The organism is Streptomyces sp. NPDC048337, assembly GCF_043201175.1.
Classification (GTDB): domain Bacteria; phylum Actinomycetota; class Actinomycetes; order Streptomycetales; family Streptomycetaceae; genus Streptomyces.
Genome location: NZ_JBICYR010000017.1, coordinates 96,165 through 122,417, shown reverse-complemented (window position 1 = coordinate 122,417; position 26,253 = coordinate 96,165). Strand labels below are relative to the sequence as shown.

Here is a 26,253-nt window from a genome sequence, read left to right as displayed (position 1 = left end):
TTCGGCGTGACGACCCGCGAGGGACGCAGCAAAAAGGGTGCGATGAGGTGCAGAGGTGTCGCGAGCTTGCGCGCCCCTACGCGGCCGTCGGGACCAGACGGCTGGGCGCCCTGGGCCGCGACCGGCCCGAGGCATCGGGATCGCGCTGCGGCAGGAAGGCCGTGCGCTGCTCGCGATCACGGATCGCGGTGCGTATTCGGTGCGGCGGCACGGGCCGCACGAGGCGTGCCGCGGCGGCCAGGGCCTCGGCGCCCACGGCGACGGTGGCCGCGAGGGCGACCACCACGGCGCCCAGCCCGCTCTCCCCGGCGAACAGCCCGAGGACTCCCCCGAGCAGCACCAACGGCAGCAGCACAGCCGCCACCCGCGAGACCCGTGCGAGCCGGGTGAACAGGAGGAAGGACAGCGAGCGTTCCCCGCCGCGCCGACGATGCCGACGACCCATGCAGACCTCCCCCTCCCCATCCCGCAGTGCACGAACTCCCGCACGAACTCCCGTACGAGATCAGGTACTCGTGATCGATACTAGCCGGGCCCACTGACAACCGGATCACGGGCCGGCGAGCGTCCCCCAGACGACGAGCCGGTACTTGGAGGTGTACTCGGGCGTGCAGGTGGTGAGCGTGATGTACGAACCGGCCTCGCCGTATCCGTAATCCGGCTTCACGATGCTGCGCGGCACGGGCGCGATGACCCCGGTGTCCCGCTCGGTCGTCTCGGCCAGCACCTTCCCGACCACGTACGTGTACCTGCGCCCCTTCACGTCCACGATCAGCTGGTCACCCTCGCGCAGCCGGTTGATGTAGCGGAACGGCTCCCCGTGGGTGTTGCGGTGCCCGGCCAGCGCGAAGTTCCCGCGCTCCCCGGGCCGGGCGGTCCCGGGGTACTGGCCGACGTATCCCTTGTCGAGCACGCTGCGCTTGTCGACGCCCTGCGCGACGGGGACGACGAGGCCGAGGCGCGGGATGCGCAGGACGGCGTACGCCCGGTCCTGAGTGACCGGCGGCCTGGCAGCGGAAGGCGAGGACGCCGAAGCTCCCCCACCCCGCACCTCACCGGAAGACGAATCCCCTCCGGCAGCGGAAGAGGCCCTGGAAGAAGAGAAGGCCCCAGACCCAGACCCAGAATCAAAACCGGAACCAGAACTGGAACCGGAACTGGAACTGGAACTGGAACGGTCACCAGCCCCGCCTGCCCACTCACTCTCCAACGCCTGGACCTGCTCCCGCGCGGCCGCCGCGGCCTGCCGATTGGTCCACCACACCTGGTGCACCACCAGCAACGCCACCACCACACCCACCGTGGTGATCGCCTCGGCACACGCCCACAACACACCCGCGAGACCGACCCGGCGCACCCGCCGGCCGCTCCCCTGCACCACCACAGGTATGCGATCTCGCACGGGCCGCACCCTAAGTCCTCCCCCGTCAACTGACCAGCGGCAGTACGGTGTAAACCATGCGCCCCGACACGACGCCTGCCGAGCACATCGCCGAAGCCGAGCGCCTCATCCGCACGGCGACCCGCTACCCCGAGGACCAGGAGCCCTTGCTCCTCCAGGCCGCGGCCCACCTCGAACTGGCCGACGAACGCGATCGGGCGAGCACCCTCTACGACCAGCTCCTCTCGGCCTCCCCCGCCAATCCGTACCTGATCAAGGCCCTGCAGGCGGCGAACCTGTGGGAGTACGGCCACGAGCCGGAGGCCCGCGCCCTCATCTCGGGCATCCGCGCCGCCGCCCCCAAGGACCCGGCCCCGTGGGAGGTCATCGCGGAAGCCCTCGAAACCCACGACGAGTTGGAAGCCTCACACGACTGCTTCACCGAGGCCGCGTCCCTCCTCATCACCGAGCACGAGCCCCTCACGACGGCCACCACCGCCCTCCTGACGGGCCGCCACCGCGTCCGCCGCCTCCTCGGACGCCCGCACGACGACTGGGACATGGTCGCGGACACCCGCCACATCGGGCCGATCCCCCTCGACGAACTCCACGACCCGAAGCGCATCTGGGCCCTGGGCTCCGACGACCCGGCCGAACTCCGCGCCGAAATCGCCCGCCTGCGCGCCGAACTGGGCGACCGCCGCGCCGCGCTGTCCCGCCCCTTCCCGGTGGCGATCCTCCACTGGCCGGCCCGCGAACTGGCCGAGCTCCTCACCTCGTACCCGACCCTGGCATCGGAGTACCCGTCCCACGAGGCCCACCTGAGGGACATCGAGTCCTCCCTCCGAGCCCTGGCCACCTCCGGCACCACGAACCTCGGCATCGTCACGGCGAGCGTCCCCTCGTACGAGGCCTTCGCCGCCTCGGAGAAAACTTCCCCGGCCTCCCCGTCCCTCCTGGCCGAATACGCCACCACCCTGGCCGCCCGCGGCAAAGCCACCCCCTGGCCCCCCACCCCCACGTCCCCCTGCTGGTGCACCTCGGGCAAGCCGTACAACGAGTGCCACGGGGCGATGTAAGCGACGGAGGGCGTCAGGGCTCCATGTGGGCGGGCGGGCCGTCCTGGACTGTCATCCGGACGGCTCCTCAACGTGGCGGATCAGGGCGCGAAGGTCCGCGGCATCCATACCCCAAGGGGTAGCGTCCTCCTCCGGATCCGCCAGCTCCTGTACCAGCGGGTCATCCAGAATCTTGCCCATGAACTCCAGCTTGTGACCCAGCCGGTCGTGGACGATGCCGTCGATGGTGCCGCGCGCGAGGAGCACCGTGACACGCGTGTGGGTATCGGCAGCTAGCCCCAACCGGTGGATCCGGTCCAGGCTCTGCAAGAACCGGCCCGCGGCGAAGTCCCTGTCCACGTAGATCGCGTCGTGGCACACGTGGTGGAGGCTGATTCCTTCGCCCAGGGTCGCGGGATTGGACAGCAGGACCATGCAGTCGGGGTCTTCGCGGAATCTTCGGATCTCCTCGTCCCTGTCCGGCGTTCCACCGTGCACCACGGCCGGCCTGTACCTGCCCAACGCTCCCGCAAGCGTGGTCAGGTTCCTGACGAACGTGGACCACACGAGCGTTTTGCGTCCAGCCCTGGCGTTTTCGGAGACCGTCCGCAGAACCGCCTCGTATTTGGGCGAGGTCTCATACATGGGCAAATCCCGCATGAGCTCCTTCAGGGGCATACCGTCCGAGGGGCGCAGGGGGGGCACGTAGAACGGCAGCGGTTCGTAGCGATCCGACCCTGTATCCAGCAGCGCCGGGTTGGTGCTGGCCATCATGAGGTACACGAGGACCTTGCCGAGTCTGGTGAACTCTTCCTGCTCTCTGGCAGCTAGCCCGGTGAGCTGGTTGCGCAGCGCCGAGTACAGCTTGCGGTGCGCTGCTGGAAGGTCTACGTACTTGACCCGGACGTCAACGGGCGGCAGACCCAGCTCATTCTTCGTCGTACGTGTGAACAGCGGCCGCAGGACCCTGCTTGCGTGCGCGAGGTCTCCGCCAGCCACAGCCCTGTCCACTGCTCTCCGGCCGTGCCCCGGCCACACGAAGGACAGCAAGCTCTCCAGGTCTCTGGCACCGTTCGGCGCTGGCGTACCCGTCAGGATCAGCCGGTGCCTGGCCAGTGGACCCAGCGCCATGCAGGTTGCTCCGTACGTTCCCCGGACGCCCAGCTTCATCCGGTGGGCCTCATCCAGCACCATCATGGTGCGTCCCGTGCTGAGCCAGTCCGCGAGCTCAGTCTGGTAGCGGCTCAGCCTCTCGTAGTTGACAAGCAGTATCTCCGCATCGTTGTCGGGCGAGCGTTTGAAGACACGCACTGCCGGAGGCTCCGAAAAGCACAGGGCTGCCTCGTCGCGCCACGCCTCGTACGCCGACTTGGGGCTGACAACTAGCATCCGCCGTACTGAGCCGGACTCCCGCAAGGCTGCGTACGCGGCCAGGGCCGTGCGAGTCTTGCCTGCGCCGGGCACGCTGAAGTTTGCTCCGTGCGTGAGTGACAGCAGCTTCGCGATATCGCGCGTCTGGAAGTCCGTGAGGGGCGCTATCCAAGCCGTTCCCAGCAGGCCGGGAACGGCCGAGACGGCAACCGGACCCATGACGTCCTGGCCCCGGCTCCCGGCTGTGAGGCGCGCCTCGACCGCCTGGGCATCGCGGACCGATGCCTCGGCGAGCTCTTTGAGGTCCGGCGCAAAGGACACACCAGCCGGATCGTGCCAGTGGCCAAGAAGGGTGAGACGGGACAGAAAGTCCTCAAGGTCCACCTCCGCAGCAAGGTTCCCCCGCTGACTGCCACTGTTAAACCGGGCGATCAGCCTGACCAGATGGCCTTGGCCCCCCGGAAGGGCCCTGAAGACAACCTTCGTCCTGGTCTCGTCGAAACTCAGCCGGAGCGACGGCACCTCCGTGTCGAGCACGTTCAGCCCTCGCTTGCCTTGATCAGCCAGTTGACGCCGTGCCCGGGCTTGGCCACACCACGGCTGGCCTGACGCGCCAGCTTGGTCAGGCTGCCCTTCAGCCGCAGCAGCGCGCTGTCGAAGCTGTCCTCATCCAGGCTGTCCTTGCCCAGAGCCTGCACGAGGTCGTCGACGCTCTGGTCGATCGCAGCCCGGGCGTCGTCCAGCCGCTCCGCGGTGGTCTGCCGTACTCGCTTGAGCCGGTCGTCACGCTCCGCCTCGTCAAGCGCACGGCGCATGCCCCGGCGCGCCTGTACCACCGCCTGCCGAGCGGCTTCCCGCGTCTCGGCGGGGAGATGACGCGCCGATTCCGAGGCCCTGGACTGCAGGACCTGGTTCGTCACCGCACGGGCCTGCCTGACGGGATCGGAGTCGGCAGGTACCGAGACGGCAAGCCCAGGGATCGCGACAGCTGCCGGCGCTTCGTCAGGGCTTGTGATCAGAAGGTCCGGGAGATTGCCCTCCAAGTAATCCGCCTGGAATTCTGCACCGATGAGGCGCGTCTTCGTCTTCGCGAAGTCGAGGAGGATGGCAACGATCCTGTTCTCCTTGACTTGCTCGGCGCGTTCCTGGCTGGCAGCGGCCACCTTCATGTAGGTGCGGTGCAGCTCCTTGAAGTTCTCCTGGTGCCCTTCGAAGTCGGACAGCGCCAGTTGGGCCCCCTCGGGGGTACGGCTACGGTCGATCATGTCCCTGATCACACCCAGGATCCAGCGCTCTTGCTTGAAGGTCTTGAGCTGGACGTGGAAGGCGCGCGCGATGTCGGCTGCATCGCGACCCATCAGCTCCTGCTCCTCCATGGCGATCAGACGGTTGATGTAGGAGTAGTCGCGGCGCTCGTCAGGCCGGAGCTGAAGGGCTAGTTCGACAGCATTGATGTCTTCCCAGGTGAAGGACGGAGGCAACACGCCAACCCGGATCGACGGACGCTTCAGCTCCCGGAGCGCGGCTGCGCGGGTGTTGCCGTTGACCAGGATCCCCTCATGCGTGATCAGGCCCGGTTCCTGCTGGTCGACGGACTTGAGGCTGTCCATCAACGCATCGAAGTCGGGATCGACCTCGTCCGGATTGGCTGGCTTGCCCACCAGCAGGCGGTGCAGGTAGTCCTGACTCTCCGAGCGCCACGGGTCCTCCTCCAGGACGCGGGCGACATCCGGGTCATGTCCCCGCTGCGCCCTGATCCGGTGCGTCGCCGGGTTGTAGTAGAGGGAGCGAAGCGGCACGTCGATCACGCCCACGTGAAGCGGCCGACCGTTCCAGTCGACGGTCACGGTCTCCCGCACACCATCGACATCGGCTTGCTCTTTGAGCCGCCGCGCCACGAACTCTGCGTTCTGCACGGCGTCTGGAGGAAGATTGAGGTTCAGCATCTACAGGTCTCCTTGACTCGGGCGTCCGCCCGTCTTTCTGCCGGCTAACCCGGAGGCGCTTGCTACGGGCGCCGCTCGAGTACTTGGCGAACCGCCCCGCGCGACTCCGCCGGCAGGCTCCGGTACTCCCCCCACAACCGCTCCAGCGGGCTGAAGTCCCTGCGGTCCTCAGCCACCCACTGAGCGAAGTGCTCGCGCTCCACCTGGCTCATCTGCTCAAGATGGCCGAGTACGCCGGCCACATCGGTCTGGCGGCCGCGGCCCCCGATCCGGCACCGGCGGCACTCGGTGACCAGCTCAACGGCCACACTGCCGGCACGGATGACCTCCCTGCGCGCAAGATCCAGCTGAGCGGTTTCTACGCCGCCTTCGTATGCTTCGCCGGCCGCGATCCCGCACACACGGCACAGATGACCGTCACGGTCGAGGATCTCACGCCGCTGTGGGGCCGACACGACAGCATCTGACTTAGCCCTTGACTGCCCGGGCTTCCAGACTTCCGCTCCCATCTCCACGAAGCGGTGCTCGCTCGGAGTGAGCGTGATGTCTTCCCTGTTGGTGGCAATGCGCCAGCCCCGGTCCCTGAGGTCACGCATGCGGCGGTCGATCTGCGATGTCTCCGGGAAGGCCTCTCGCAACTGGGTCTTCGTGAAGACCTCCCCCACCCCGACCTCTGTGACCAGCCAGAGCGCGCAGCGGACCATGGTCGAGAGCTGCCTACTACGCCACGACGGAATATCTGCAATAGTCACGATTCATCCCCTAAATAGCCTTCTTCGACTGGTCATTTCGGACCGACGCTCAGCCGCGGAGCTCCCATTCTGGCGGGCAGCCCACTGCGCGGATCAAGCCCATTCGGATGTTTGCGCCGCAACGCAAACAGGTTCAGCCGGTGCGCCTCATGAAACGCAAACACGTCCACCGCATCGTCAGGCGCTACCGCAAACAGCCAGCCGCGAAATCCGGGGATTACCCCTTGCGCCCCCCACCGTCGATCACGAAAGACTGATCCTCCGTCAATCTCTATACGAAGGAGGACTCATGGCCCTTGCAGGGCAGGTCGGCAACGCCTATTGGCCCGACTGCAGTCCGGCACGGGAGGAATACGTAACGAACTTCCGTAGCCTCATCGCAGCCATGCCCATGACCAAGCAGGGGGCACGGGCCAAGCACCTCGGCATCCCCCTGAGCTCCCTGTCCAACTACTGGACGGGGCGCCGCGTCCCGTCTGAGGCAACGCTCCACGCGATCTACGGTGCAGTGCGGGGCAGCGCCAGCGGCGTCCCAGTGCGGCTGGACCAGCTCGAACGCCTGCGGAAGTCCGCGGCGCGGCGCAAGGTGAACCTCGTTGCGTCACCTCAGAACAGCGACATCCGCGCGGCGGAACGGCTCTCCCACCTCGTGTCCGCCCCGTCGAGCCCGTGCGGCGCCGTTTCGGCACAGAGACCGGCGCACGACCGGCGCAACAGCCAAAACGGAAAGGCTGGAGAAACCGTCGGCGCCTTGCTCGCGGCCCAGTCCACTGGTGACCGCCGAGGTGTCATCGGCATCGCCTGGTCCGCAAGCAAGGCGCTCACCGACGAGGAACTCTGCGATGCCGCCGCCGACTTGTATGCCAGCGAACACTCCTCGCTCGGGGAAGTTCTCCTGCTCGGCGGCCGCGAGCGCGGACATGAGGACACCATGCGGCTGGCGATCACACTGCTCCGCGCCGACCTGAGCGACCAGGCCGAACTCGTCCTGCGCGCCGCCCTGCCCCAGGGAGGGAACTGACACCCGCAGCCAGCGAGAACCTGCATACCAGCACTTCTGCCGGAATCCGGCAGTGCGGAGCAACGACGGCCCATCACTCCGCCCCCTCCCCTGCCCGGGTACCGGACAGGGAGCCCTGTGTGCCCACACCTTCCTCTTCACTTTCACTGGAGTTGACCGTCCCATGCTGAACATCTCGTTGTCGGTGCTGTTTCTCACGATCGCAATCGCCGTGGTGATCGCCCTGATCGTCGCCGGCGCTGCCGTCGCACTGGCACGCTGGGACAACCGGTCGGCACCGGGCGCGATCATCATGGGGTCCGTTGCGTTCGCCGGGACCTTGACCCTGGCGATCCTCTTGCTCGGCCTGGTGTTCGGAGCTGGCACCTGATATCCGTGGGCGAACGGGACCTCCCGGGCATGACCGCCGGTAAACTCGTTAGCATCCCGCGGTCGGCTGCTTGAGACGGCCCCCTCGCCAGACAGGTGGTCTGCTTGCTGTCTCCCGATGTCTCCGCCGCCGTGGTCATCCAGGACCAGGAACTGCCCCAGGAAGATCCCGAACTGGCCCTGGTCCACGCACAGCTGCGTCGGCTCGACCCCGCAGGGCAGCGGTTCGCCACCGTACTGAGGGACACGATCGATCAGCTGCTGAACGGTGAAGTGACCGGGCGGTACGACTGGAAGTCCTTGTTCAAGACGGAGAAGACCCACGCCGGCACGGTCGTCGAGATCAACCTCCAGCGCGAGTTCGCGTTCGAGGACGGCATCGACATGGACTACCGGATCGCCGGCGCTGAGGTCGACTGCAAGTACTCACAGCATTTCGGTGCCTGGATGATCCCCCCGGAAGCGGTGGGACACCTGTGCCTGCTCGTCTGGGCGGACGACTACGAGAGCCGCTGGAGTGCCGGTCTGCTGCGGATCGTTCCCGAGTTGCTCAACGGGGGAAGCAACCGGGACATGAAACTGACCATTAAGGCGGAACACCGTACGAGAATCTTTTGGCTCTGGCGCGACGCAGAGCTGCCCGAGAACACCCTGCTCCATATGGACGCCGCTGACCGCGAGGCCGTGTTCGCCGAGAAGTCTGGCCAGGCCAAGCTCAATGAACTGTTCCGGCGTGCTCAGCGCCGCCGGATCGGACGGAACGTCGTACGCACCGTAGCCCAGCAGAAGGACTACATGAAGCGAGTCCGAGGAAACGGAGGTGCCAGGTCCTCACTCCGCCGCGAGGGAATCATCATCATGGGCGACTATCGGGCTCATCAGGAGATCGCCCGACAGCTCGCCCTGCCGGTACCGCAGGAGGGCGACTTCGTCAGCGCTCGTGTCGTCCCCAGCGTGCCAGGAGACAGCAGGCCGTGCGCCGTGATCGATGGGCAATCCTGGACCCTGGCTGAAAGCGGTGACCCTGTGATCACGGCACCGTTCCTCCCCGCGCACACGGCATCCGCTGCGACGGAGGACTGAGACATGACCGAACCTTGGGAGCCTCCCGAAGGATCATGGGCGTCGTCGGCGGCGCGGCGCCGGAACATGCAGGCGATCCGTAGCCGCGATACCAAGCCCGAACGGCTGATTCGAACCATGCTGCACGCTCAGGGGCTGCGCTACCGGGTGGCAGCCCGGCCCATCAAGAACCTCCGTCGGACAGCCGACATCGTCTTCGGTCCGACGAAGGTGGCCGTTTTCATCGACGGCTGCTATTGGCACGGCTGCCCTGAACACTACGTACCGCCCAAGACGAACGCCGGCTACTGGTCCGGCAAAGTAGCCGGGAACATGGCCCGCGACCGGGACACCGATCAGCGTCTTCGCGAAGCCGGCTGGACGGTGCTGCGGTTCTGGGAGCACGAAGCCGCTGCTGACTGTGCTGTCCGGATCGCAGCCGAGGTGGAAAAGCGCCGTGCCCGGGGAGCCGGTGCGGGCACGGTCTGACTACGCCTGCCCTCGGTCTCGCTCGCGAGCAGCCCTGAGCACCTCGATGATTGACTTGCCGACCGCCGCGGCCACGGGCGGCGGGAAGGCATTGCCCACCTGCCGGTACTGCGCGGTCTTGCCTCCAGTGAACTGCCAGCCCCGTGGGAAGCCCTGAATGATCGCTGCTTGCTCGACCGTGAGCATCGGCCCGTCCGGCCCGAAGAGATCCCTGGGCTCGGATTCCTTCTTCGCGCAGGTGACGATGTCATTGGCAACGCCTAGCCCGGAGACACCGAGCTGCTTCCAGGAGGCCTTAGCCCGGCTCGGGCCCAGATCAGCCCCGCCGTGCTTTTTGGAGCCGCCAACGAGCGTGGGCGCAATGCCGCCCCCCTTGCCCTTCAGCTCGGCGTCACGACCCTCGGCCTTCGCGAGCCAGGTGTCGAACTTCTTGCGGGCGAGCTCCCCATAAGCACTGTCGTAGTAGCGCTCATACCGCTCGCGCATGGTCTCCTCGAGCGCGGCTGCCACGCTCACCGGGTCCTCGTGGGTGGGCGACGGCCACTCGTACTTCAGATCCTTGAGCACGTCATCGCGGATGGCGACCAGAATCGCGCGCGGACGCAACTGCGGCACTCCGAAGTCACTGGCCTCCAGGACGTCCCACTTGCATACGGTGTAGCCCAGGCCGCGGTCATGGGCCTCGTTTCCGTCCTCTTCTCGGTAGTTGCCGCCCTGCAGCTTGGCCACGATCCAGTCGCGGTAGTCGGAAAACTTCGGATCCATGATCCCGCGCACGTTCTCGATCATCACCGCGCGGGGCTTCAGCTGTTTGACAAGGTCCAGCATGCGCGGGAAGAGATCACGCTCGTCATCCTTTCCGAGCTGCTTGCCTGCATGTGAGAACGGCGGACAAGGAACTCCGCCAGCCAGAAGATCGAGTCCGTCCCGTCGCAGCAGCTCACCGCTCTTGCCCAGGTCTCTGTCGGGGTCGAAGAGCTTGACGTCCGTCGGGGGGAGGAGATCGCAGTGCTCCTTCTCCCAGCTCCAGTCCGGCTGCGCGTCGATGTTCGCCCGCAGGGTCCCCACCGCATGCGCGTCGATCTCCACGAGCGCGAGGTGCCTGAAACCGGCCTGGTGCAGTCCGATGGCCTGACCGCCGGCTCCAGCACAAATCTCAATCGAGGTGAAATCAGCCTCAGTGCTGGTCATGCACCCTCCTTCGAACACGTACCCGCTGGTGCCCTGTGCCACCAGCTATCACAGAGGGTGACAGACCCCACTGACAACGGCCTCAAACGACCTCAACCAGTGTGAGGCATCGCCTGGACCACTGCGGACACTCCCCTCCTTTGGGTATCAGCCGGGGTTCGGGAAGAGCGGGAGTTGTTGGTGGCCGCGGGCCACGGCCGTGGGTGGGGTGGGGCGGGGGGTGGTGAGGGTGAGGAGGGTGCGGAGGGCCGCGAGGACTTCCGTGGGGGTGTCGCGGATCATCGACGGGGTCGCGCTGACCACCAGGATGCCGTGGGATTCCAGGCGGAGGCGGCGGCGGAGGGTGGCGTGCCAGGCGTCGCGCGTGTAGTGGTACTCCGCCGAGTCGATCTCCAGGGCGACGCCCTCGTCGGGCCAGTAGGCGTCCGGGCTGGCCAGGAAGGTGCCGTCCGGGGTGTAGAGGCGGGCGTTCCACAAGGGGGTCGGGAGGTCCGTCGCCGTGAGGGTGTCGCGGGCCTGGGCCTCGGCGATCGAGCGGACTCCCGCGAGGAGTTCCGCCGCGGCCTCGCGGATCGCGGGGCGGGTGAGGAGGCGGGAGGCACGGAGTTCGGCGTGCAGGTCGTGCGGGTGGCACCAGCCGGCCTGGACGACGTGGGCCAGGGTCGAGCGGATGCGGTCGGAGTCCTCGGCGCGGGAGGCGAAGTCGGCCGCCGCCCGGACCGGGCGGGTGCTGGGGATGCCGGAGACGGTGATGGTGCGCGGCCAGCAGGAGGTGGGGAGCGGGCGGACCTCCGGGGTGCCGGTGAGGCGGCGCGGGGCGCGGATCAGTACGTCAGCCGGGGTGTACGGGGCGTCGCGGATGCCGAGGAGGGCGAGCGCGGCGCCGCCGGTGAGGGTGGCCGTGTCGCCGGAGAGGGGGTCGGCGGCGGGCTCGGCGGCGTACAGGACGGCGGCGAGGGCGCGTTGCCGGTGGTCCGGGGGACCGGTCTGGAGGAGGTAGACGCGGGGCAGCAGGCGCTGCCAGGGGCCGCCAGGGCGGGTTCGGGAGGTGATCGTGCCGTCGGGGATGCCGCCGGTGGTGAGCTGGTGGCGCGTGGCCAGGTTGAGCTGGCGGCGGGGTGCGGTGGACTGCTGCGTGGTGATCATCATGCGGCCGGTATGCCCGACCCGATCGGGAAGACACCCCTCGGGCGGGTGTCTTCACCTCCTCCGGTGGGTCGGGGCGCGTGTGCCGGGGTGCCTACTGGTTGGGGTGGTTCGGGGAGAGGAAGACGATGACGCCCGTTTTCGTGCCGGGGCGGGGGGTGACCTCGTGCCAGCCCAGGCGGCGGTACGTGGCCACCGTGTCGGTCGCGAGGCGGGAGGTCAGCAGCCAGGCCCGCTGGTCCGGGGCGTCGGCGGTGATCTCCGTGAGCAGGGCCCGGCCGGTGCCGCGGCCGCGCGCGTAGGGGCGTACGGCCAGCTCGTCGATCTCCAGCGCGCCGGTCAGGAGCTCCTTCACGCGGTCCGGGCCGAGTTGCGACGCGACCTGCGCGTACGCCCGGTCCGTGGGGAAGGCCGCCGGTGTGATCCAGCCCGTGGCGAAGCCGTCGATGCCGGCCTCGGACTGGGCGAGGGCCGTGCGGAAGCCACGGCGCCGGGCGTCGGTCTGGAGGCGGGTCGCGAACTGGCGAATGGTTTCTTCGTCTTCGTTCCACGGCGGAGCGGAGAAGACGTCGGCATAGGCGTCGACCAGTTCGTCCGCGAGGTCGAGGACGGACTGTCCGTAGCAGATCACGATGTCCAGGCTCCTGAGTGCGGGGGATTTTTCCCTTTGGGTGGGGAGAGTGAATTTATGCGGTTCGGGTTCCCTGGGGCGCACATCTCCCGGATCCGGCGAGTGTGCGACAAATCCCCTCCGCGTCCTCCGTGTCGGGAAGCGGCGCGGTCGCGTTGAGCAGGCGTGGAGAGACTGCTTCGGGCGGCCGGCCGGTGCGCCCTCGCCTTCCTTCTCGTCCTGGGACTCGTGGCGCTGCTGCCGCGGGCGGTACGGGACTCGGTGCCGGATGCCGTGATCGGCGGAGCCGTGGTGGTGGTGGTCTGGGTGCTGGGTGCCCGCCGGGTCGCCGGGCGGCCGCGTTAGCCTCGTAGCACCGGAGGAGACAGGGCGTTGGGAGAGTTGGACATGGTGCAGGTACCGAGTTCCGTGGTGGCGGCGGCCGGGCTGGTCGGCGGGTACGCCGTCGCGCGGTGGACGAAGAAGCGGCCGCTGGGCGGGGTCGTCCTCGGCGCCGCCGGGCTCGCGGCCGGGCGGGAGTGGCACCGGCAGGGCGGGGCGCCGGCGGCGGCCGGGCTCGGGGCGCTGTACCTCGCCGGTTTCGCGGGCGCGCATCCGCTGGCGAAGAAGGTCGGCGCGTGGCCGGCCGTCTTCGGGGCCGCCGGGGTCGTGGCTGCCGCGTCCTGGGCCGTCGCCGACCGGGGCTGACCGCCGCCGGCTGCCTCTGGCTGCCGCCGGCTTCGCACCGGGTGCGGCGCCGCAGCGCAAGCGGTCCCGGGCTGCGCCCGGCCCCCTGGGGCTCCGCCCCGGACCCCGCGCCTCAAACGCCGGCGGGGCTGGATGGGGCTGCCTGAGTGCGCGAGTGCGGCTACAAGATCGGGGCTCCGCCCCGAGCCCCGCGCCTCAAACGCCGGCGGGGCTGGATGGGGCTCGCCCTGAGTGCCCCCGTGCGGGCACAAGACCGGGGCTCCGCCCCAGACCCGCTCCTCAAACGCCGGAGGGGCTGGATTTGCCCCGCAGGATGCGCACGTGCGGGCACAAGACCGGGGCTCCGCCCCGGACCCCGCGCCTCAAACGCCGGCGGGGCTGGATGGGGCCGGCGTAAGCCTTCCGGTGTGGCCGCAGCGCGGCAGGGCGGAGTCGCCGCGCCATCAAGCCCCGCACGGACAACCGGCCCGCCGGGGTCGAGCGGGGATCACCCGCCACGTCCTACCCCCCGAGTGCGTGCGAGACCGCGTAGATCAGCAGGCCCGCCAAGGCGCCGACCACCGTGCCGTTGATGCGGATGAACTGCAGGTCGCGGCCGATGTGGGCCTCGATCTTGCGGGAGGTGTGCTCGGCGTCCCAGGCGGCCACCGTGTCCGTGATCAGCGAGGTGATCTCGGTCCGGTAGGTGGTGACGACGTACACCACCGCGCCCTCGATCCAGCCCTCCACCTTCCGCTGGAGGCGCCCGTCCGTGGCCAGCCGGGCGCCCAGGGAGATCAGCGAGGACCGCACCCGCAGGCGCAGCTCGCTCCGCTCGTCCTCCGCCGCCGAGATGATCATCGAGCGGACCGCCGACCAGGCGGAGGCGATGACGTCCTGGACCTCGTCGCGCGCGAGGATCTCGGACTTGAGGCGTTCGACGCGGGCCCGGGTCTCCGTGTCCGACTGGAGGTCGGCCGCGAAGTCCGTCAGGAAGCGGTCCACGGCGCCGCGCGCCGGATGCTCCGGCATGTCCCGCATCTCGGTGACGAAGCGCAGCAGCTCCTTGTACACGCGCTCGCCGACCTTGCGGTCCACGAACCGCGGGGTCCAGCCGGGGGCGCCGCCCTGGACGGCGTCCGAGATCGAGTCCCCGTGCGTGACCAGCCAGTCGGCCGCGCGGGCGCACACCAGGTCCACCGCCCGGTGGTGCCCGCCGTCCGCGACGACCCTCTCCAGGGTCTTGCCGAGGCCCGGCGCGATCTCGGCGGTCTCGGCGCGCCGCGTGATCGCCTCGCCGACCACGGCCTGGACGTCGGAGTCGCGCAGTACGGTCAGCGCTCCCCGCAGGGCGGTGGCCAGCTCCGCCGTGACCCGGTCCGCGTGCGCCGGCTCGGCCAGCCAGGCGCCGAGGCGCCCGCCGATGCCGAGCGCGTGCAGGCGGGCCTTGACCACCTCGGAGGAGAGGAAGTTCTCCCCGACGAACTCCCCGAGGGTGACACCGAGCTGGTCCTTCTTGGTCGGGATGATCGCGGTGTGCGGGATGGGCAGGCCGAGGGGCCGCTTGAAGAGCGCGGTGACGGCGAACCAGTCCGCGAGCGCGCCGACCATGCCGGCCTCGGCTGCGGCCGCGACGTAGGCGGCCCAGCCGCCGGCGCCCCAGGCGTGCTGGGCGTACTTGGCCAGTACGTAGACCAGCGCGACCAGGATCAGGAGGCCGGTCGCGGTGGTCTTCATCCGGCGCACACCGCGGCGGCGCTCCTCGTCGGCCGCACTGAACACGAACACGCCGCGGGTGGGCGCCACCCCTGCCCCCGCCGGCGGCCCGGCCGGTGGGGCGGCTCCTGTGGTGCCGGTGCGGTTGCTCACGGTGTCCTGCCTTCCCCCGGGGGCGCCGGTTTTGTCTGCATAGCATCCGACTATTGGGAGGCGCGAGGAGTTCCCGCCACGCCCTTTCGCTCCCGCTGGGGGATGCCGCGCCGCTCCCGCGAGGGGATGCCGTGCGGGGCCCCGGATGGCCTCCTCCAGGCCTCGGCAACGGCGCCTCACCTGTGCGGCGCCGCTGCCCCAGACCCCGCGCCTCAAACGCCGGCGGGGCTGGATATGCCCGACGTAGCTGGGTGGGTGCGGCCCGGCTGGGGTAGGTGCCACCCGGGCAGAGATCTGCCCGCCGCCCCAGGGACCCGCCCCGCGCCGCGGCCCAGGCAGGGCACCGGCACCAACCGCCCCTCTACAGCTCCTTGCGGAGCGACGGCGGGCCCCCCGGCGGCAGCTTCGGCGCCTTGACCTTGACCTCCACGCCGCCCCAGAAGGCGAAGCCCGTGACGACCACGCGCGGTGCGCCCGGCTGGGCCGGGCCCGTGCCGTCGCGCTGGTCGAAGGCGCCCATGAAGCCGAAGCCCCGTACGTCGACCTCCACGCCCGGCGGCACCGTGATCTGGATGCCGCCCATGATCGCGACGCAGTTGATCACGACCTCCCGCTGCGCGAAGTCCGCCTCGCGCAGGTCCAGCTCCCCGCCGCCCCAGAACGCCACCGCGTCGAAGCGGGCGGGCACCGTCCACCGGCCCTTGCGCTGGAACCCCGACATGACCGCGACCGCCGTCGCGGACGTGCCCGTACCACCGATGCGGGCCGGCCACCCCGAGCCCGACCCGGATGGCCCGGAGGCCCCGGAGGCCGGCACCGGTGCGGACACCGGCATCGGCGCCGACGGCAGGTCACGAATCAGCGGTTCCAGTTCCGCGTACGTACGGGACTTGTACGCCGCCTCCAGCCGCTCCTCGAATTCCTCCATGTCGAGCCGGCCCTCGGCGACGGCGTCCCGCAGACGCTCCACCACCCGCTCCCGGTCGGCATCCGACGCCCTCAGCTCCGGCAACGGCTTCTCCGGCCGCTCGTCACTCATGCGCACCAGACTATGCAGGGTTCCAGGGGAGTTGTATGGCTCGACCCCTACTCCGACCCCGGCTTGTCCCTGATTTATCCCCGCCTCAGCCGGGCCCGCTCAGCCCCGCCCCGCGTACATCCGCGCGATCACGTCCTCGATGTCCGGCTCCCGCACCGACAGGTCCACCAGCGGATACCGCGCCGCCACCTCCGCCACCAGCGGCGCTGCCGAGGCCCCCGCCGGGAAGGCCAGCCACTGCCGCGGCCCGTCCACCTTCACCACCCGCGCGCCCGCCAGCTCGATCGGCGCCAGCTCCCGCTCCAGGTCCACCACCAGGGTCCGTTCGCCGTCCCCCACCGAGTGCAGCCCGCCCAGCGGCCCGTCGTACATCAGCCGCCCGTGGTCGATCACCATCACCCGCTCGCACAGCTGCTCGATGTCCTGGAGGTCGTGCGTGGTCAGCAGCACCGTCGTCCCGAGCTCCTCGTTCAGCTGCCGCAGGAAGCCCCGTACCTTCGCCTTGCTCACCACGTCCAGCCCGATCGTCGGCTCGTCCAGGTACAGCACGTCCGGATCGTGCAGCAGCGCCGCCGCGATGTCCCCCCGCATCCGCTGCCCCAGCGACAGCTGCCGTACCGGTACGTCGAGCAGCTCGGCCAGGTCCAGGCGGTCCACGCACCGCTCCAGATTCGAACGGAACCGCGCCTGCGGGATCCGGTACATCCGCCGCATCAGCCCGTACGAGTCCTTCAGCGGCAGGTCCCACCACAGCGTCGTGCGCTGCCCGAAGACCACCCCGATCCGGTGCGCGAGCCTCATCCGCTCCCGCGCCGGGTCGATGCCCGCCACCCGCAGCCGGCCGCCGCTCGGCGTCAGGATGCCGGTCAGCATCTTGATCGTGGTCGACTTCCCGGCGCCGTTGGGCCCGATGTAGCCGACCATCTCCCCCCGGGCCACCTCGAAACTGATCCCGTCCACCGCTCTGACCTGGCGTTTCTCCCTGCGCCACAGCCCCGCCCGGCGCCGTACGTCGAAGACCTTCTCGACCCCGTCCAGCGAGATCAGCGCATCCACCGCGGCCACTGCTAACTCCCCGTGCTCCGGTACGAACGGACTCCCGCGCGCCACCCGAGCGACGCGGGCAGGAACACCGCGAAGGCCACCAGCGGGCTCGCGTACGCCACCCACCCCGGCAGCCCCAGCGGATCGGGCCGCCCCAGCACGTGCAGCGCCGGCAGCCAGTTGACGAAGGCCAGCGGCACCACGAAGGTCACCCCGCGCAGCAGGTCCTTCGCGAACACCGTCGGCGGGTACTGGAGCATCGTGTTGCCGCCGTAGGTGAAGGAGTTCTGCACCTCGGCCGCGTCCCCGGCGACGAACTGGAAGGCCGCCCCGGCGACCATCACCGCACCGAAGATCGCCGCCCCGGCCGTGATCATCACGGGCACCAGCAGCGCCTTCGCGACCGTCCAGTCCACGTCCAGCGCCGAGACCGCCCAGCCCAGCACCGCCAGCCCCTGCGCCACCCGCCCCAGCCGACGCAGCGCGAAGCGGTCCGCCGCGACCTGCGCGAGCACCGGAACCGGCCGCACCAGCATCGTGTCGAGCGATCCGTCGCGGATCCGGGCGCCGATCCGGTCCGTATTGCCGAGCAGCAGGTCCGCCAGGCCCAGGGAGGCCGAGGCCGATCCGTACAGCAGGGCGACCTCGGGCAGCGTGAAACCGCCCAGCACCTCCACGTGCGAGAACATGATGTAGATCGCGACGAAGTCGAGCAGCGTGATCGCCGCGTTCCCGAAGGCCGACAGGAGGAACGACGTCCGGTACGTCATCGTCGACCGGATCCACATCGCCACGATCAGCCCGTAGCCGCGCAGCCCCTCCAGGGCACGACTGCGCCCGGGCACCTCCAGGACCGCGGGCTCACGCTCCAGAACCACCTCAGCCACCCTGCACCACCACCTTCCGCGTCGCCGCCGACTGCAACAGCCGCCCCGCGCCCAGCAGTACGAGCGCCCACCCGGCCTGGAACCCCAGCGCCTCCGCCGCACCCCGGCCCCCCGCGTGCCTGCCCATCAGCACGTCCACCGGAACCTGGAGCATCGCCGACCACGGCAGCACCCGCACGAACTCGCCGAAACCGCCCGGGAAGACCGTCAGCGGCAGCAGCATCCCGGAGAAGAAGATCGAGACGACCGTGGCCATCATGTTGATCCCCGACCCGTCCATCAGCCAGAACGCCATCAGCCCGAGCAGATAGCGCACCGCGAAGCTCGCCACCAGACCGAGCCCGACGGACACCAGGAACAGCAGCCAGCGCACCGGATCGCCGGGCAGCGCCAGTGTGAACACCAGTGACCCCGCCACCAACGGGAGCACCCCACGCCCCACCAACTGGAAGCCCGCCCGCCCCATGTCGGCCGCGAGCCACCACATCTGGAGGTCCGCCGGCCGGTACAGGTCGACCGCGATGTCACCCGTACGGACACGCTCCTGGAGCTCCTCCTGGAAACCGCCCCCGATCAGCGCCCCGGCGGCGAGCAGCGACTGGCTCACCCATACGAAGGTCAGGGCCTGCGCCTGGTCGTAGCCTCCGAGTCCGGGCCTCTCGTCCCACAGCGCGATGTACGTGTACGCGACGATGAAACCGAAGACGGTGTTGGTGAACACCCCGGCCGCCGTGGCGATCCCGTAGGTCGCGTAGCGCCGGAAACCGCCCGCGGCGACCGCCAGGTAGAGACGTGCTCGCCCACGCGCCCTCTGACGCACCGTATCCCTCCGATTTGCCCCGTCGTTCCTACGTCGGCCAAAGCGCGCGAGCTTAGTGCGGAGGGGCGATCCACGCGAACGATTTGCGCCCGTCCGGAGCGGAATCACCGGCCATCGGGTAGACACCAGGGGTACAGAAGTGGATATTTCGCACAGCGTCGAGGAGTCCTGGAGTTGGCTTCCTCCCCTCATTAGCGAGAGGGGAGTCCCACCCTTGCGGGTGGGGCTTCCTGCTTCACCGCGGACCGCCCCAGCCGAGAGGAGGACTCCCGTTGAGGTCTGACACCCGCTCCACAGGCAATGACCGCCAACCCGGCGGTCAGAAGATTCACCGCTGCGTTCCCATCCCGGTCGTGGGACGTCCTGCAGTGTTCACACGTCCACTCACGAACCTGCGGAGGCATCGCCTCGGCGACCGCACCGCAAGCCGAGCAGAGTTTGGAGCTGGGGAACCACCGGTCGACGGTGATCAGCTCGCGCCCGTACCAGGACGTCTTGTACTCCAGCAGCCGCCGCAGTTCACGCCATGCTGCGTCGGAGATGGCGCGGGCAAGGCTGTGGTTCTTGAGCATGTTGCTGACGGCCAAATCCTCGATCACGAGCGTTTGGTTTTCGCGCACGAGTCGAGTCGTCAGTTTGTGCAGGTGATCCCGTCGGCGGTCGGCGATCCGGGCATGGATCCTCGCCACCCGGGTACGGGCCTTGGCTCGGTTCTTACTGCCCTTCTCCTTTCGCGACAACGCCCGCTGAGCACGGGCCAGCCGCTCCCGGTCCTTGCGCTCGTGCTTCGGGTTGGCAATCTTCTCCCCCGTGGAGAGGGTGACCAGGGCCGTCAGTCCGGCATCGATACCCACCGAGTTCGTCGTGGCGGGCATCGAGCTCGGGGTGTCCTCGCACAGCAGCGACACAAACCATCGGCCCGCGCTGTCGCGGGATACCGTGACCGTGGTCGGCTCCGCGCCTCCCGGGAGGAGGCGGGACCAGACGATGGCCAGCGGCTCGACCATCTTCGCAAGAGTGAGTTGCCCGTCCTTGTATCGGAAGGCGCTGCGCGTGTACTCGGCGCTGGCACTCGATTTCCGTTTGGACTTGAAGCGCGGGTACTCCGCACCCTTTCTCCAGAACCGCTCGAAGGCCGCCTGCAAGTGCCGCAGCGCCTGCTGGAGAGGAACCGAGGACACCTCGGCCAGGTAGGCCAGCTCTTCCGTCCGCTTCCATGCCGTGAGCATCGACGAGGTCTGTCCGTAGTTCACACGCTCCCGACTCGCCGCCCATGCATCCGTGCGGGCAGCGAGGGCCAGGTTGTAGACCTTCCGTACGCACCCGAACGTCCGACTCAGCTCAGCTGCCTGCGTCTCCGTCGGATAGAAGCGGTACTTGAACGCCCGCTTCACGGAAGAGATCCCCATGCCCGGGACGCTAGGAGCAGCCACGATCCGAACACAAACGCAGGTCACAGCATCACACGACAGCACTCCACCGCCGCGAGGCTCCGAGCCGAAGTTGTATTTCCTCCACCGGCCGAAGCCGGCGGTTTTCATACAAGGAGATCCGGATGAGCGACCAGTCACCACCACCGGGCTGGACCCCTCGCGATCCGGACACACCGCCCGAGGTGCCGCAGCCGCGCCCGCGGTCACGACCGCGGTCAGGGCCGCAGCCAACGGGTAAGCCGGGCACGGCCGGCAGGCCCGGCAGGAAGCCCCGGCGGAAGCGGACCGGCTGGCGCCGCCTCATCCCCACCTGGCGCATGGTCCTGGGCGGCATCCTGCTCCTCGCCCTGCTGCTCGGCGGCGCGCTCGTCGCCGGGTACCTGCTGGTGGACATCCCGCCGGCCAACTCGGCCGCCACCGCCCAGTCCAACGTCTACCTCTACTCCGACGGCTCCCAGCTCGCCCGCGACGGCGAGGTCAACCGCGTCAACGTCCCGCTCTCCCAGATCCCCCGCACCGTCCAGGAAGCCGTACTGGCCGCGGAGGACCGGGACTTCTACTCCGAACGCGCCGTCGACCCCAAGGCGATGCTCCGCGCCGCCTGGAACACCGCGACCGGCAAAGGCACCCAGTCCGGCTCCACCATCACCCAGCAGTACGTCAAGAACTACTACCTGGGCCAGGAACAGACGATCAAACGCAAGGTCAAGGAGTTCTTCATCGCGATCAAACTCGGTCGCGAGAAGTCGAAGCAATACATCCTCGAGGGCTACCTGAACACCAGCTACTTCGGCCGCAACGCCTACGGCATCCAGGCCGCCGCCCAGGCCTACTACGGCAAGGACGTCGGCAAACTCACCACCGCCGAGGGCGCCTACCTCGCCACCCTCCTCAACTCCCCCAGCGCCTTCGACGTCGTCTCCCACCCCCAGGGCCGCCCGCGCGCCCTCGCCCGCTGGAACTACGTACTCGACGGCATGGTCAAGAAGGACTGGCTGCCCGCCGCCGAACGCGCGACGACGCAGTTCCCCGAACCGGGCAAGGTCCGCGCCGCCGCCGGACTGTCCGGGCAGCGCGGGTACCTCGTCGAGGCCATCAAGGACTACATCGTCGAGAACAAGATCCTCGACGACAAGACCCTCGCCGAGGGCGGCTACCGCATCACCACCACCATCGACAAGCGCCGCCAGAACGCCTTCGTCGAAGCCGTCGACGACCAGATGGTCAACAAGCTCGACCCGCAGACGCGCAAGGCGGACCGGGTGGTGCGCGCCGGCGGGGTCTCCATCGACCCGGCCACCGGCAAGGTCGTCGCCCTGTACGGCGGCATCGACTACACCAAGCAGTACGTCAACAACGCGACCCGGCACGACTACCAGGTCGCCTCCACCTTCAAGCCGTTCGTCTTCGCGGCCGCCGTCGAGAACGACTCCCGCACCCAGGACGGTCGCCGGATCACCCCGAACACGATCTACAACGGCGACAACAAGCGCCGCGTTGTCGGCACCCGGATCCCCTACGCCCCCGAGAACGAGGGGCAGGTCAGTTACGGGAACATCACCGTCAACACCGCCACCGACCTCTCCGTGAACGCGGTCTTCGCCCAGATGGTCGTCGACGTCGGCACCGCGAAGGTCAAGAAGACCGCCGTCGACCTCGGCATCCCCGAGAACACCCCGAACTTCGACCCCGGCCCGGCCATGGCGCTCGGCACCATGCAGGCCAGCGTCCTCGACATGACCCAGGCCTACGCGACCCTCGCCGACCACGGCCGCCGCACCCCCTACACCTTCGTGGAGAAGATCACCAAGGGTGGCGACACCATCGGCCTGCCCGCCCGCACCCCGACCCGGGCCGTCACCCGCGAAGCCGCCGACACCACCACGTCCATGCTGGTCAGCGTCGTGGACAACGGCACCGGCACGGCCGCCCTCGCCGCCGGGCACCCGGCCGCGGGCAAGACCGGCACCGGCGAGCTGGACCGCTCGGCCTGGTTCGCGGCGTACACCCCGGACCTGGTCACCGTGGTCGCGATGATGGGCCAGGACCCCGACACCGGAAGGCTCGAATCGCTGTACGACGCGCTCGGCGAGTCCCGTATCGGCGGTGGCGGCTACCCGGCCCGGATCTGGGCCCAGTACACGAAGACGGCCCTGGAGGGCACCGACCCCGTCGACTTCGACCTGGAACTCCAGCCCGGCGCGGCCCCGCCCCCGAGCATTCCGCCGGGCCGGCCCGAGGAGCCGACGGAGGAGCCGACGGGCGAAGGCGAGCCGACCCGGCCGGGACGGCCGACCAGGCCCGGGCGGCCGACGCCCCCGAACGGCGGCCGGGACAACGGCGGGCAGAACCAGGGAGGCCAGGACAACGGCGGCCAGAACCAAGGGGGCCAGACACAGGGAGGCCAGAACAACGGCGGCCAGAACAACGCCGGCGCCACCGAGGGCAACCAGGGCACCACCACCACGGGCACGGGAACGGAAGGCGCCTCCACGACCGGCGGCACGGACGCCGGCGGCACCACGGCGGGCATGCGCCCGCCACCGCCGTCCGCCTTCCTCGAATAGCGCGGCGGAGCGGCGGATCAGTGGCCGGAGGTCGCCTTCAGCCCCACCACGGCGACCAGCAGCAGACAGATGAAGAAGATCCGGGCGGCGGTGACGGGCTCACCCAGCACCGCCATACCGAGCACGGCCGCACCGGCGGCACCGATGCCCACCCACACCCCGTACGCCGTACCGATGGGCAGCGACTTGGCGGCGTACGAGAGCAGCACCATGCTGGCGACGATCCCGGCCCCCGTGAACACGCTGGGCCACAGCCGGGTGAACCCTTCGGTGAACTTCATGCCGATCGACCAGCCGACCTCGAGCAGACCGGCGACGAGAAGAAGAACCCATGCCATGACGGCACCTCCGAGACATCGAGCGATACGGGGTGCGTCGTCTTGTCGTACCCGGTACGGCGCGTCTCGTCGGGGTTCCCCACCAAGGTAGCAAAGAGCAGGCAAAAGGGCCGGTGACCTCGATCACCGACCCTTCCTCCTGTCTACAGGTACAACCCGGTGGAGTCCTTGGTCCCCTCCAGCCGCTCCGCGGCCACGGCGTGCAGGTCCCGCTCGCGCATCAGCACGTACGTCGCCCCCCGCACCTCTACCTCGGCCCGGTCCTCGGGGTCGTACAGCACCCGGTCGCCGGGCTCGACGGTCCGGACGTTCTGCCCGACCGCGACCACCTCGGCCCAGGCCAGCCGCTTGCCCACCGCGGCGGTCGCCGGGATGAGGATGCCGCCGCCGGAGCGGCGCTCACCCTCGGGCGAGTCGGACTTCACGAGCACGCGGTCGTGAAGCATGCGGATGGGCAGCTTGTCGTGGGTGGTGTTCTCGCTCACGCCTTGAACCTACCTGAGGGCGTCAGCCGCGCTTGCGCCGCACCGACAGCACGAGCAGCCCGACCACACCGGCGGTGAGCAGCGCCACCGGCACGATCCGCTCGACACGCGGGGCCCCGTCCTCGTGCCGCAGCTTGGCCTGTACGTCGGTCACGCACCGGCTGACCGCGGCGAAGGCACGCCCGGCGGTGTGGTCGACCGTCGAGGCGACCCGGGCCTTCGCGTCCCCGATGATCGTCTTCGGGTGCATGCGCACGCCGATCTCGTCGAGCGTCTCGGCGAGCTGCTCGCGGCGGCGGACGATGTCCGCCTCGATCTGTGCGGGGGTCCTGGCTTCCGGCACCGCGCTGCCTCCGTCGTCGTGGTCGTGGTCGTGCGGCGGGCGTAGTCCGCCATGAACAGTCTGTCAGCAGCTTAGTCTCGTGCCATACCGATCCCCTCTTGAGGAGACTCTTCAGATGAGCGAGCGACTTCAGCCGGGCGACACCGCCCCCGCCTTCACCCTGCCCGACGCGGACGGCAACGAGGTCTCGCTCGCCGACCACAAGGGCCGCAAGGTCATCGTCTACTTCTACCCGGCCGCGCTGACGCCCGGCTGCACGAAGCAGGCGTGCGACTTCACGGACAACCTGGACGTACTGGCCACGGCCGGCTACGACGTGATCGGCGTCTCCCCCGACAAGCCGGAGAAGCTCGCGAAGTTCCGCGAGAAGGAGCACCTGAAGGTCACCCTGGTCGGCGACCCGGAGAAGGAGACGCTGGCCGCCTACGGCGCGTACGGCGAGAAGAAGCTGTACGGCAAGACGGTGACCGGGGTCATCCGCTCCACGGTGGTCGTGGACGAGGAGGGCAAGGTCGAGCACGCCTTCTACAACGTCAAGGCCACGGGCCACGTAGCCAAGATCATCAAGGACCTGGGCATCTGACCCCCGCCCCCGCCCGAACGCAGCGGCCCGCACCCCAACCGGTGCGGGCCGCTCCGCTTATCGGACGAAATCTGCCGTAACCGTCCGACTATCGGTCCGTTACTCCGTACGAGAGCCGCATGCGCGGCCGAGAGGGGAAAGCGATGGCGGTCCGATACACGCGGGAGCTACTGGAAGCCGCGGCCCGCGAGACGAAGAACTGGGACGATGCTGTCCGCTGGTGCGGGGGCACACCGAGCAGCGGCAGCAGGCGCTATCTGCGGGCCAAGATGCGGGAAGCGGGTATCGACTGCTCCCACTTCCCCACGAGATGGGCACGGCACACGGAGGAGCGGCTCCGGGAACTCGTCGCCGAGTCCACATCCATCTCGGAGGTGGTCAGCCGACTCGGCATCAGCAATGTCGGCGGCAACCAGACGCACATCGCCCGGCGGATCGCGACTCTCGGCATCGACACATCGCACTTCGTCGCCACACGGAGGCCTCGCTCCAAGGGCGCTCTGGGAGCGACGCTCTCGGTCAGGGATCCGCAAGACGGCAGGGTCCCCGGCGAGCGCCTGCGACGAGAGCTGCTGAAGGTCGGCGTTCCCGAGGAATGCGCCGAATGCGGGGTCGGTCCGGAGTGGAACAACAAACCACTTCGACTCGAAGTCGATCACATCAATGGCGAGTGGTGGGACAACCGGCAGGAAAACCTTCGGATCCTGTGCCCCAACTGCCACGCGGCTACGGACACCTATCGCGGTCGCAAGGCGAGGAGGGCTGCATGAGCGAGGTCAGGTACACCCGCGACCTGCTGAGCCGAACCGCGCCTCTGGCCACCAGCCTTGTCGACCTCATGCGACTTCTGGACGCCCCACTGCTGGCCGGTCCTCGCCGGTACCTGCGTGACAGGCTGGCTCACTACGGCATCGACACGTCCCACTTCGTCGACGAGCCGCTTCCTGTCCGGGTCCGGCAGCGCTACACGGAGGAGCGGCTCCGAGAAGCGGCCGCCCACACGGACAGCATCGCGGGGATGCTCGCTTACATGGGCGTCGATCCATACAACAGCGCCCGCGTCCACATCGCCAAGCTCCTCGAACGCTTCGGGATAGACACGTCGCACTTCCCCCGTCGAGACACTCCTTCGTCACGCCGCCTCTTCGTACGCGAGGAGATCACACCCGCTGTCGCCGGCTCGGAGAGCATGGCGGGGGTCATGCGCGCACTCGGCCACCACCCGTTCGACGGCGCCGCACGCGCCAAAGCCAGGCGGAGCATCCAGGAATACGGGCTGTCGACAGAGCACTTCACTGGCCAGGGGCACACCATCGGCCGCCCCTCCCCCGCACGGAAGTCGTCGACGGAGATCCTGCAGCGGCTCGACGTCGGCTCCTCACGCGCCAAGACGGTGACGCTGCGCCGAGCCTTGGACGACCTCGGGGTGCCACACGTATGCGCGGAGTGCGGCATTGGGGACGTTTGGCGCGGCCGGAGGCTCGTCCTGGAGATCGACCATGTGAATGGCGACCGCCTGGACAACCGCCGGGAGAACCTCCGCTATTTGTGCCCCTCATGCCACAGCCAGACTCCGACCTTCGCCAAGCGATCAAGGGGGGCCATCCCTTCGCAACGAGCAGCGCTCGACCAGTAAGGTAGGCACAGAGCACGGGCCCGTACCCCAGCTGGCCGAGAGGGCGCCGCTTTAGGTGCGGTGTGTCGTGGGTTCGAGTCCCACCGGGCCTACCGCAACGGCCGGTGTCCATCCTGATGGACACCG

Annotated in this window: 27 protein-coding genes, 1 tRNA gene, 1 pseudogene and 1 riboswitch; of the genes and pseudogenes, 13 read left to right on the top strand and 16 right to left on the bottom strand. The window is 69.1% G+C overall.

Translation table 11 applies throughout. The features are described from left to right. Positions 1-76 precede the first annotated feature (76 nt). Together ACGFYU_RS25505 and ACGFYU_RS25500 are read right to left on the bottom strand one after the other, a co-directional pair. The gene (locus ACGFYU_RS25505) at positions 77-445 is read right to left on the bottom strand and encodes a DUF6412 domain-containing protein (RefSeq protein ID WP_393829633.1); all 369 of its coding nucleotides are present in this window, start codon (positions 443-445) and stop codon (positions 77-79) included. Between the two features lie 105 nt (positions 446-550). Beyond that, on the bottom strand, positions 551-1,333 hold the full coding sequence (locus ACGFYU_RS25500) for a class E sortase (protein WP_393829699.1): 783 nt from the start codon (positions 1,331-1,333) through the stop codon (positions 551-553). Between the two features lie 125 nt (positions 1,334-1,458). Here ACGFYU_RS25500 and ACGFYU_RS25495 point away from each other — a divergent pair, with 125 nt between their 5' ends. Further along, entirely contained in the window at positions 1,459-2,460 is a 1,002-nt protein-coding gene (locus tag ACGFYU_RS25495; RefSeq protein WP_393829632.1) for a tetratricopeptide repeat protein, read from the top strand. Positions 2,461-2,511: 51 nt separating this feature from the next. On the opposite strand, the gene ACGFYU_RS25490 is transcribed toward ACGFYU_RS25495, so the two are convergent. Both ACGFYU_RS25490 and ACGFYU_RS25485 read right to left on the bottom strand, forming a co-directional pair. Then, positions 2,512-4,347, bottom strand: coding sequence for a DEAD/DEAH box helicase (locus tag ACGFYU_RS25490; protein ID WP_393829631.1), 1,836 nt, complete (start codon positions 4,345-4,347; stop codon positions 2,512-2,514). Between the two features lie 2 nt (positions 4,348-4,349). Then, positions 4,350-5,756: a transcriptional regulator gene (locus tag ACGFYU_RS25485; protein WP_393829630.1), complete on the bottom strand. Its 1,407-nt coding sequence runs from the start codon at positions 5,754-5,756 to the stop codon at positions 4,350-4,352. A gap of 188 nt (positions 5,757-5,944) precedes the next feature. Here ACGFYU_RS25485 and ACGFYU_RS25480 point away from each other — a divergent pair, with 188 nt between their 5' ends. The 5 genes from ACGFYU_RS25480 (at position 5,945) to ACGFYU_RS25460 (ending at position 9,449) form a co-directional block, all read left to right on the top strand. Next, positions 5,945-6,223 carry a hypothetical protein gene (locus ACGFYU_RS25480; protein WP_393829629.1) on the top strand — a complete coding sequence of 93 codons (279 nt, stop codon included), beginning with the start codon at positions 5,945-5,947 and terminating at the stop codon, positions 6,221-6,223. A gap of 574 nt (positions 6,224-6,797) precedes the next feature. Next, a complete protein-coding gene (locus ACGFYU_RS25475) occupies positions 6,798-7,529 on the top strand; it encodes a hypothetical protein (protein ID WP_393829628.1) in 732 nt (243 codons plus the stop codon). Between the two features lie 163 nt (positions 7,530-7,692). Continuing rightward, entirely contained in the window at positions 7,693-7,899 is a 207-nt protein-coding gene (locus ACGFYU_RS25470) for a hypothetical protein (RefSeq protein ID WP_393829627.1), read from the top strand. 104 nt (positions 7,900-8,003) lie between these two features. Continuing rightward, positions 8,004-8,981 carry a NaeI family type II restriction endonuclease gene (locus ACGFYU_RS25465; RefSeq protein WP_393829626.1) on the top strand — a complete coding sequence of 326 codons (978 nt, stop codon included), beginning with the start codon at positions 8,004-8,006 and terminating at the stop codon, positions 8,979-8,981. A 3-nt stretch (positions 8,982-8,984) separates the two neighbouring features. Further along, positions 8,985-9,449, top strand: coding sequence for a very short patch repair endonuclease (locus tag ACGFYU_RS25460; RefSeq protein WP_393829625.1), 465 nt, complete (start codon positions 8,985-8,987; stop codon positions 9,447-9,449). On the opposite strand, the gene ACGFYU_RS25455 is transcribed toward ACGFYU_RS25460, so the two are convergent. The 3 genes from ACGFYU_RS25455 to ACGFYU_RS25445 form a co-directional block, all read right to left on the bottom strand. After that, complete coding sequence (locus ACGFYU_RS25455; protein ID WP_393829624.1) at positions 9,450-10,640, bottom strand: DNA cytosine methyltransferase; 1,191 nt, start codon at positions 10,638-10,640, stop codon at positions 9,450-9,452. Positions 10,641-10,787: 147 nt separating this feature from the next. Next, entirely contained in the window at positions 10,788-11,789 is a 1,002-nt protein-coding gene (locus ACGFYU_RS25450) for a hypothetical protein (protein ID WP_393829623.1), read from the bottom strand. A gap of 91 nt (positions 11,790-11,880) precedes the next feature. Continuing rightward, complete coding sequence (locus ACGFYU_RS25445) at positions 11,881-12,417, bottom strand: GNAT family N-acetyltransferase (RefSeq protein WP_393829622.1); 537 nt, start codon at positions 12,415-12,417, stop codon at positions 11,881-11,883. Positions 12,418-12,582: 165 nt separating this feature from the next. Between ACGFYU_RS25445 and ACGFYU_RS25440 the strand changes: the two genes are divergently transcribed. After that, complete coding sequence (locus ACGFYU_RS25440; RefSeq protein WP_393829621.1) at positions 12,583-12,762, top strand: hypothetical protein; 180 nt, start codon at positions 12,583-12,585, stop codon at positions 12,760-12,762. A gap of 42 nt (positions 12,763-12,804) precedes the next feature. Then, positions 12,805-13,104, top strand: coding sequence for a hypothetical protein (locus ACGFYU_RS25435; protein ID WP_393829620.1), 300 nt, complete (start codon positions 12,805-12,807; stop codon positions 13,102-13,104). 501 nt (positions 13,105-13,605) lie between these two features. On the opposite strand, the gene ACGFYU_RS25430 is transcribed toward ACGFYU_RS25435, so the two are convergent. From ACGFYU_RS25430 to ACGFYU_RS25405, 6 genes and pseudogenes are all read right to left on the bottom strand, one after another. Next, positions 13,606-14,889 (bottom strand): DUF445 domain-containing protein, encoded by a 1,284-nt coding sequence (locus ACGFYU_RS25430; RefSeq protein WP_393829698.1) that lies wholly within the window; start codon positions 14,887-14,889, stop codon positions 13,606-13,608. 466 nt (positions 14,890-15,355) lie between these two features. Continuing rightward, positions 15,356-15,991: pseudogene (locus ACGFYU_RS25425) on the bottom strand (DUF1707 domain-containing protein); the annotation flags it as partial. Positions 15,992-16,090: 99 nt separating this feature from the next. Beyond that, positions 16,091-17,056 (bottom strand): ATP-binding cassette domain-containing protein, encoded by a 966-nt coding sequence (locus tag ACGFYU_RS25420; protein WP_393829619.1) that lies wholly within the window; start codon positions 17,054-17,056, stop codon positions 16,091-16,093. A gap of 2 nt (positions 17,057-17,058) precedes the next feature. Then, positions 17,059-17,922, bottom strand: a complete 864-nt coding sequence (locus ACGFYU_RS25415; RefSeq protein WP_393829618.1) for an ABC transporter permease — start codon at positions 17,920-17,922, stop codon at positions 17,059-17,061. Beyond that, the gene (locus tag ACGFYU_RS25410; protein WP_393829617.1) at positions 17,915-18,742 is read right to left on the bottom strand and encodes an ABC transporter permease; all 828 of its coding nucleotides are present in this window, start codon (positions 18,740-18,742) and stop codon (positions 17,915-17,917) included. The genes ACGFYU_RS25415 and ACGFYU_RS25410 overlap by 8 nt, the downstream gene beginning before the upstream one ends. Before the next feature lie 191 nt (positions 18,743-18,933). Then, positions 18,934-20,151, bottom strand: coding sequence for an RNA-guided endonuclease InsQ/TnpB family protein (locus ACGFYU_RS25405; protein ID WP_393829616.1), 1,218 nt, complete (start codon positions 20,149-20,151; stop codon positions 18,934-18,936). A gap of 146 nt (positions 20,152-20,297) precedes the next feature. Between ACGFYU_RS25405 and ACGFYU_RS25400 the strand changes: the two genes are divergently transcribed. Next, entirely contained in the window at positions 20,298-22,742 is a 2,445-nt protein-coding gene (locus tag ACGFYU_RS25400; protein WP_393829615.1) for a transglycosylase domain-containing protein, read from the top strand. Positions 22,743-22,759: 17 nt separating this feature from the next. Here the strand turns inward: ACGFYU_RS25400 and ACGFYU_RS25395 are convergent, their stop codons facing one another. The 3 genes from ACGFYU_RS25395 to ACGFYU_RS25385 form a co-directional block, all read right to left on the bottom strand. After that, positions 22,760-23,080 (bottom strand): multidrug efflux SMR transporter, encoded by a 321-nt coding sequence (locus ACGFYU_RS25395; protein WP_214938444.1) that lies wholly within the window; start codon positions 23,078-23,080, stop codon positions 22,760-22,762. 31 nt (positions 23,081-23,111) lie between these two features. Next, positions 23,112-23,175, bottom strand: a riboswitch (guanidine-III (ykkC-III) riboswitch). 48 nt (positions 23,176-23,223) lie between these two features. Next, complete coding sequence (locus ACGFYU_RS25390; protein WP_393829614.1) at positions 23,224-23,565, bottom strand: GroES family chaperonin; 342 nt, start codon at positions 23,563-23,565, stop codon at positions 23,224-23,226. 22 nt (positions 23,566-23,587) lie between these two features. Further along, the gene (locus ACGFYU_RS25385; RefSeq protein ID WP_393829613.1) at positions 23,588-23,908 is read right to left on the bottom strand and encodes a DUF3618 domain-containing protein; all 321 of its coding nucleotides are present in this window, start codon (positions 23,906-23,908) and stop codon (positions 23,588-23,590) included. Positions 23,909-24,023: 115 nt separating this feature from the next. Between ACGFYU_RS25385 and bcp the strand changes: the two genes are divergently transcribed. The 4 genes from bcp to ACGFYU_RS25365 all read left to right on the top strand — a co-directional run bounded on the left by bcp (position 24,024) and on the right by ACGFYU_RS25365 (position 26,219). After that, positions 24,024-24,491, top strand: coding sequence for a thioredoxin-dependent thiol peroxidase (gene bcp / locus ACGFYU_RS25380; protein WP_393829612.1), 468 nt, complete (start codon positions 24,024-24,026; stop codon positions 24,489-24,491). A gap of 119 nt (positions 24,492-24,610) precedes the next feature. Further along, a complete protein-coding gene (locus ACGFYU_RS25375) occupies positions 24,611-25,261 on the top strand; it encodes an HNH endonuclease (RefSeq protein ID WP_393829611.1) in 651 nt (216 codons plus the stop codon). Next, positions 25,258-26,127 (top strand): HNH endonuclease, encoded by an 870-nt coding sequence (locus ACGFYU_RS25370; protein WP_393829610.1) that lies wholly within the window; start codon positions 25,258-25,260, stop codon positions 26,125-26,127. Before ACGFYU_RS25375 ends, ACGFYU_RS25370 begins: the two co-directional genes overlap by 4 nt. 16 nt (positions 26,128-26,143) lie before the next feature. Next, a tRNA-Leu gene (locus ACGFYU_RS25365) sits at positions 26,144-26,219 on the top strand. Positions 26,220-26,253 lie beyond the last annotated feature (34 nt).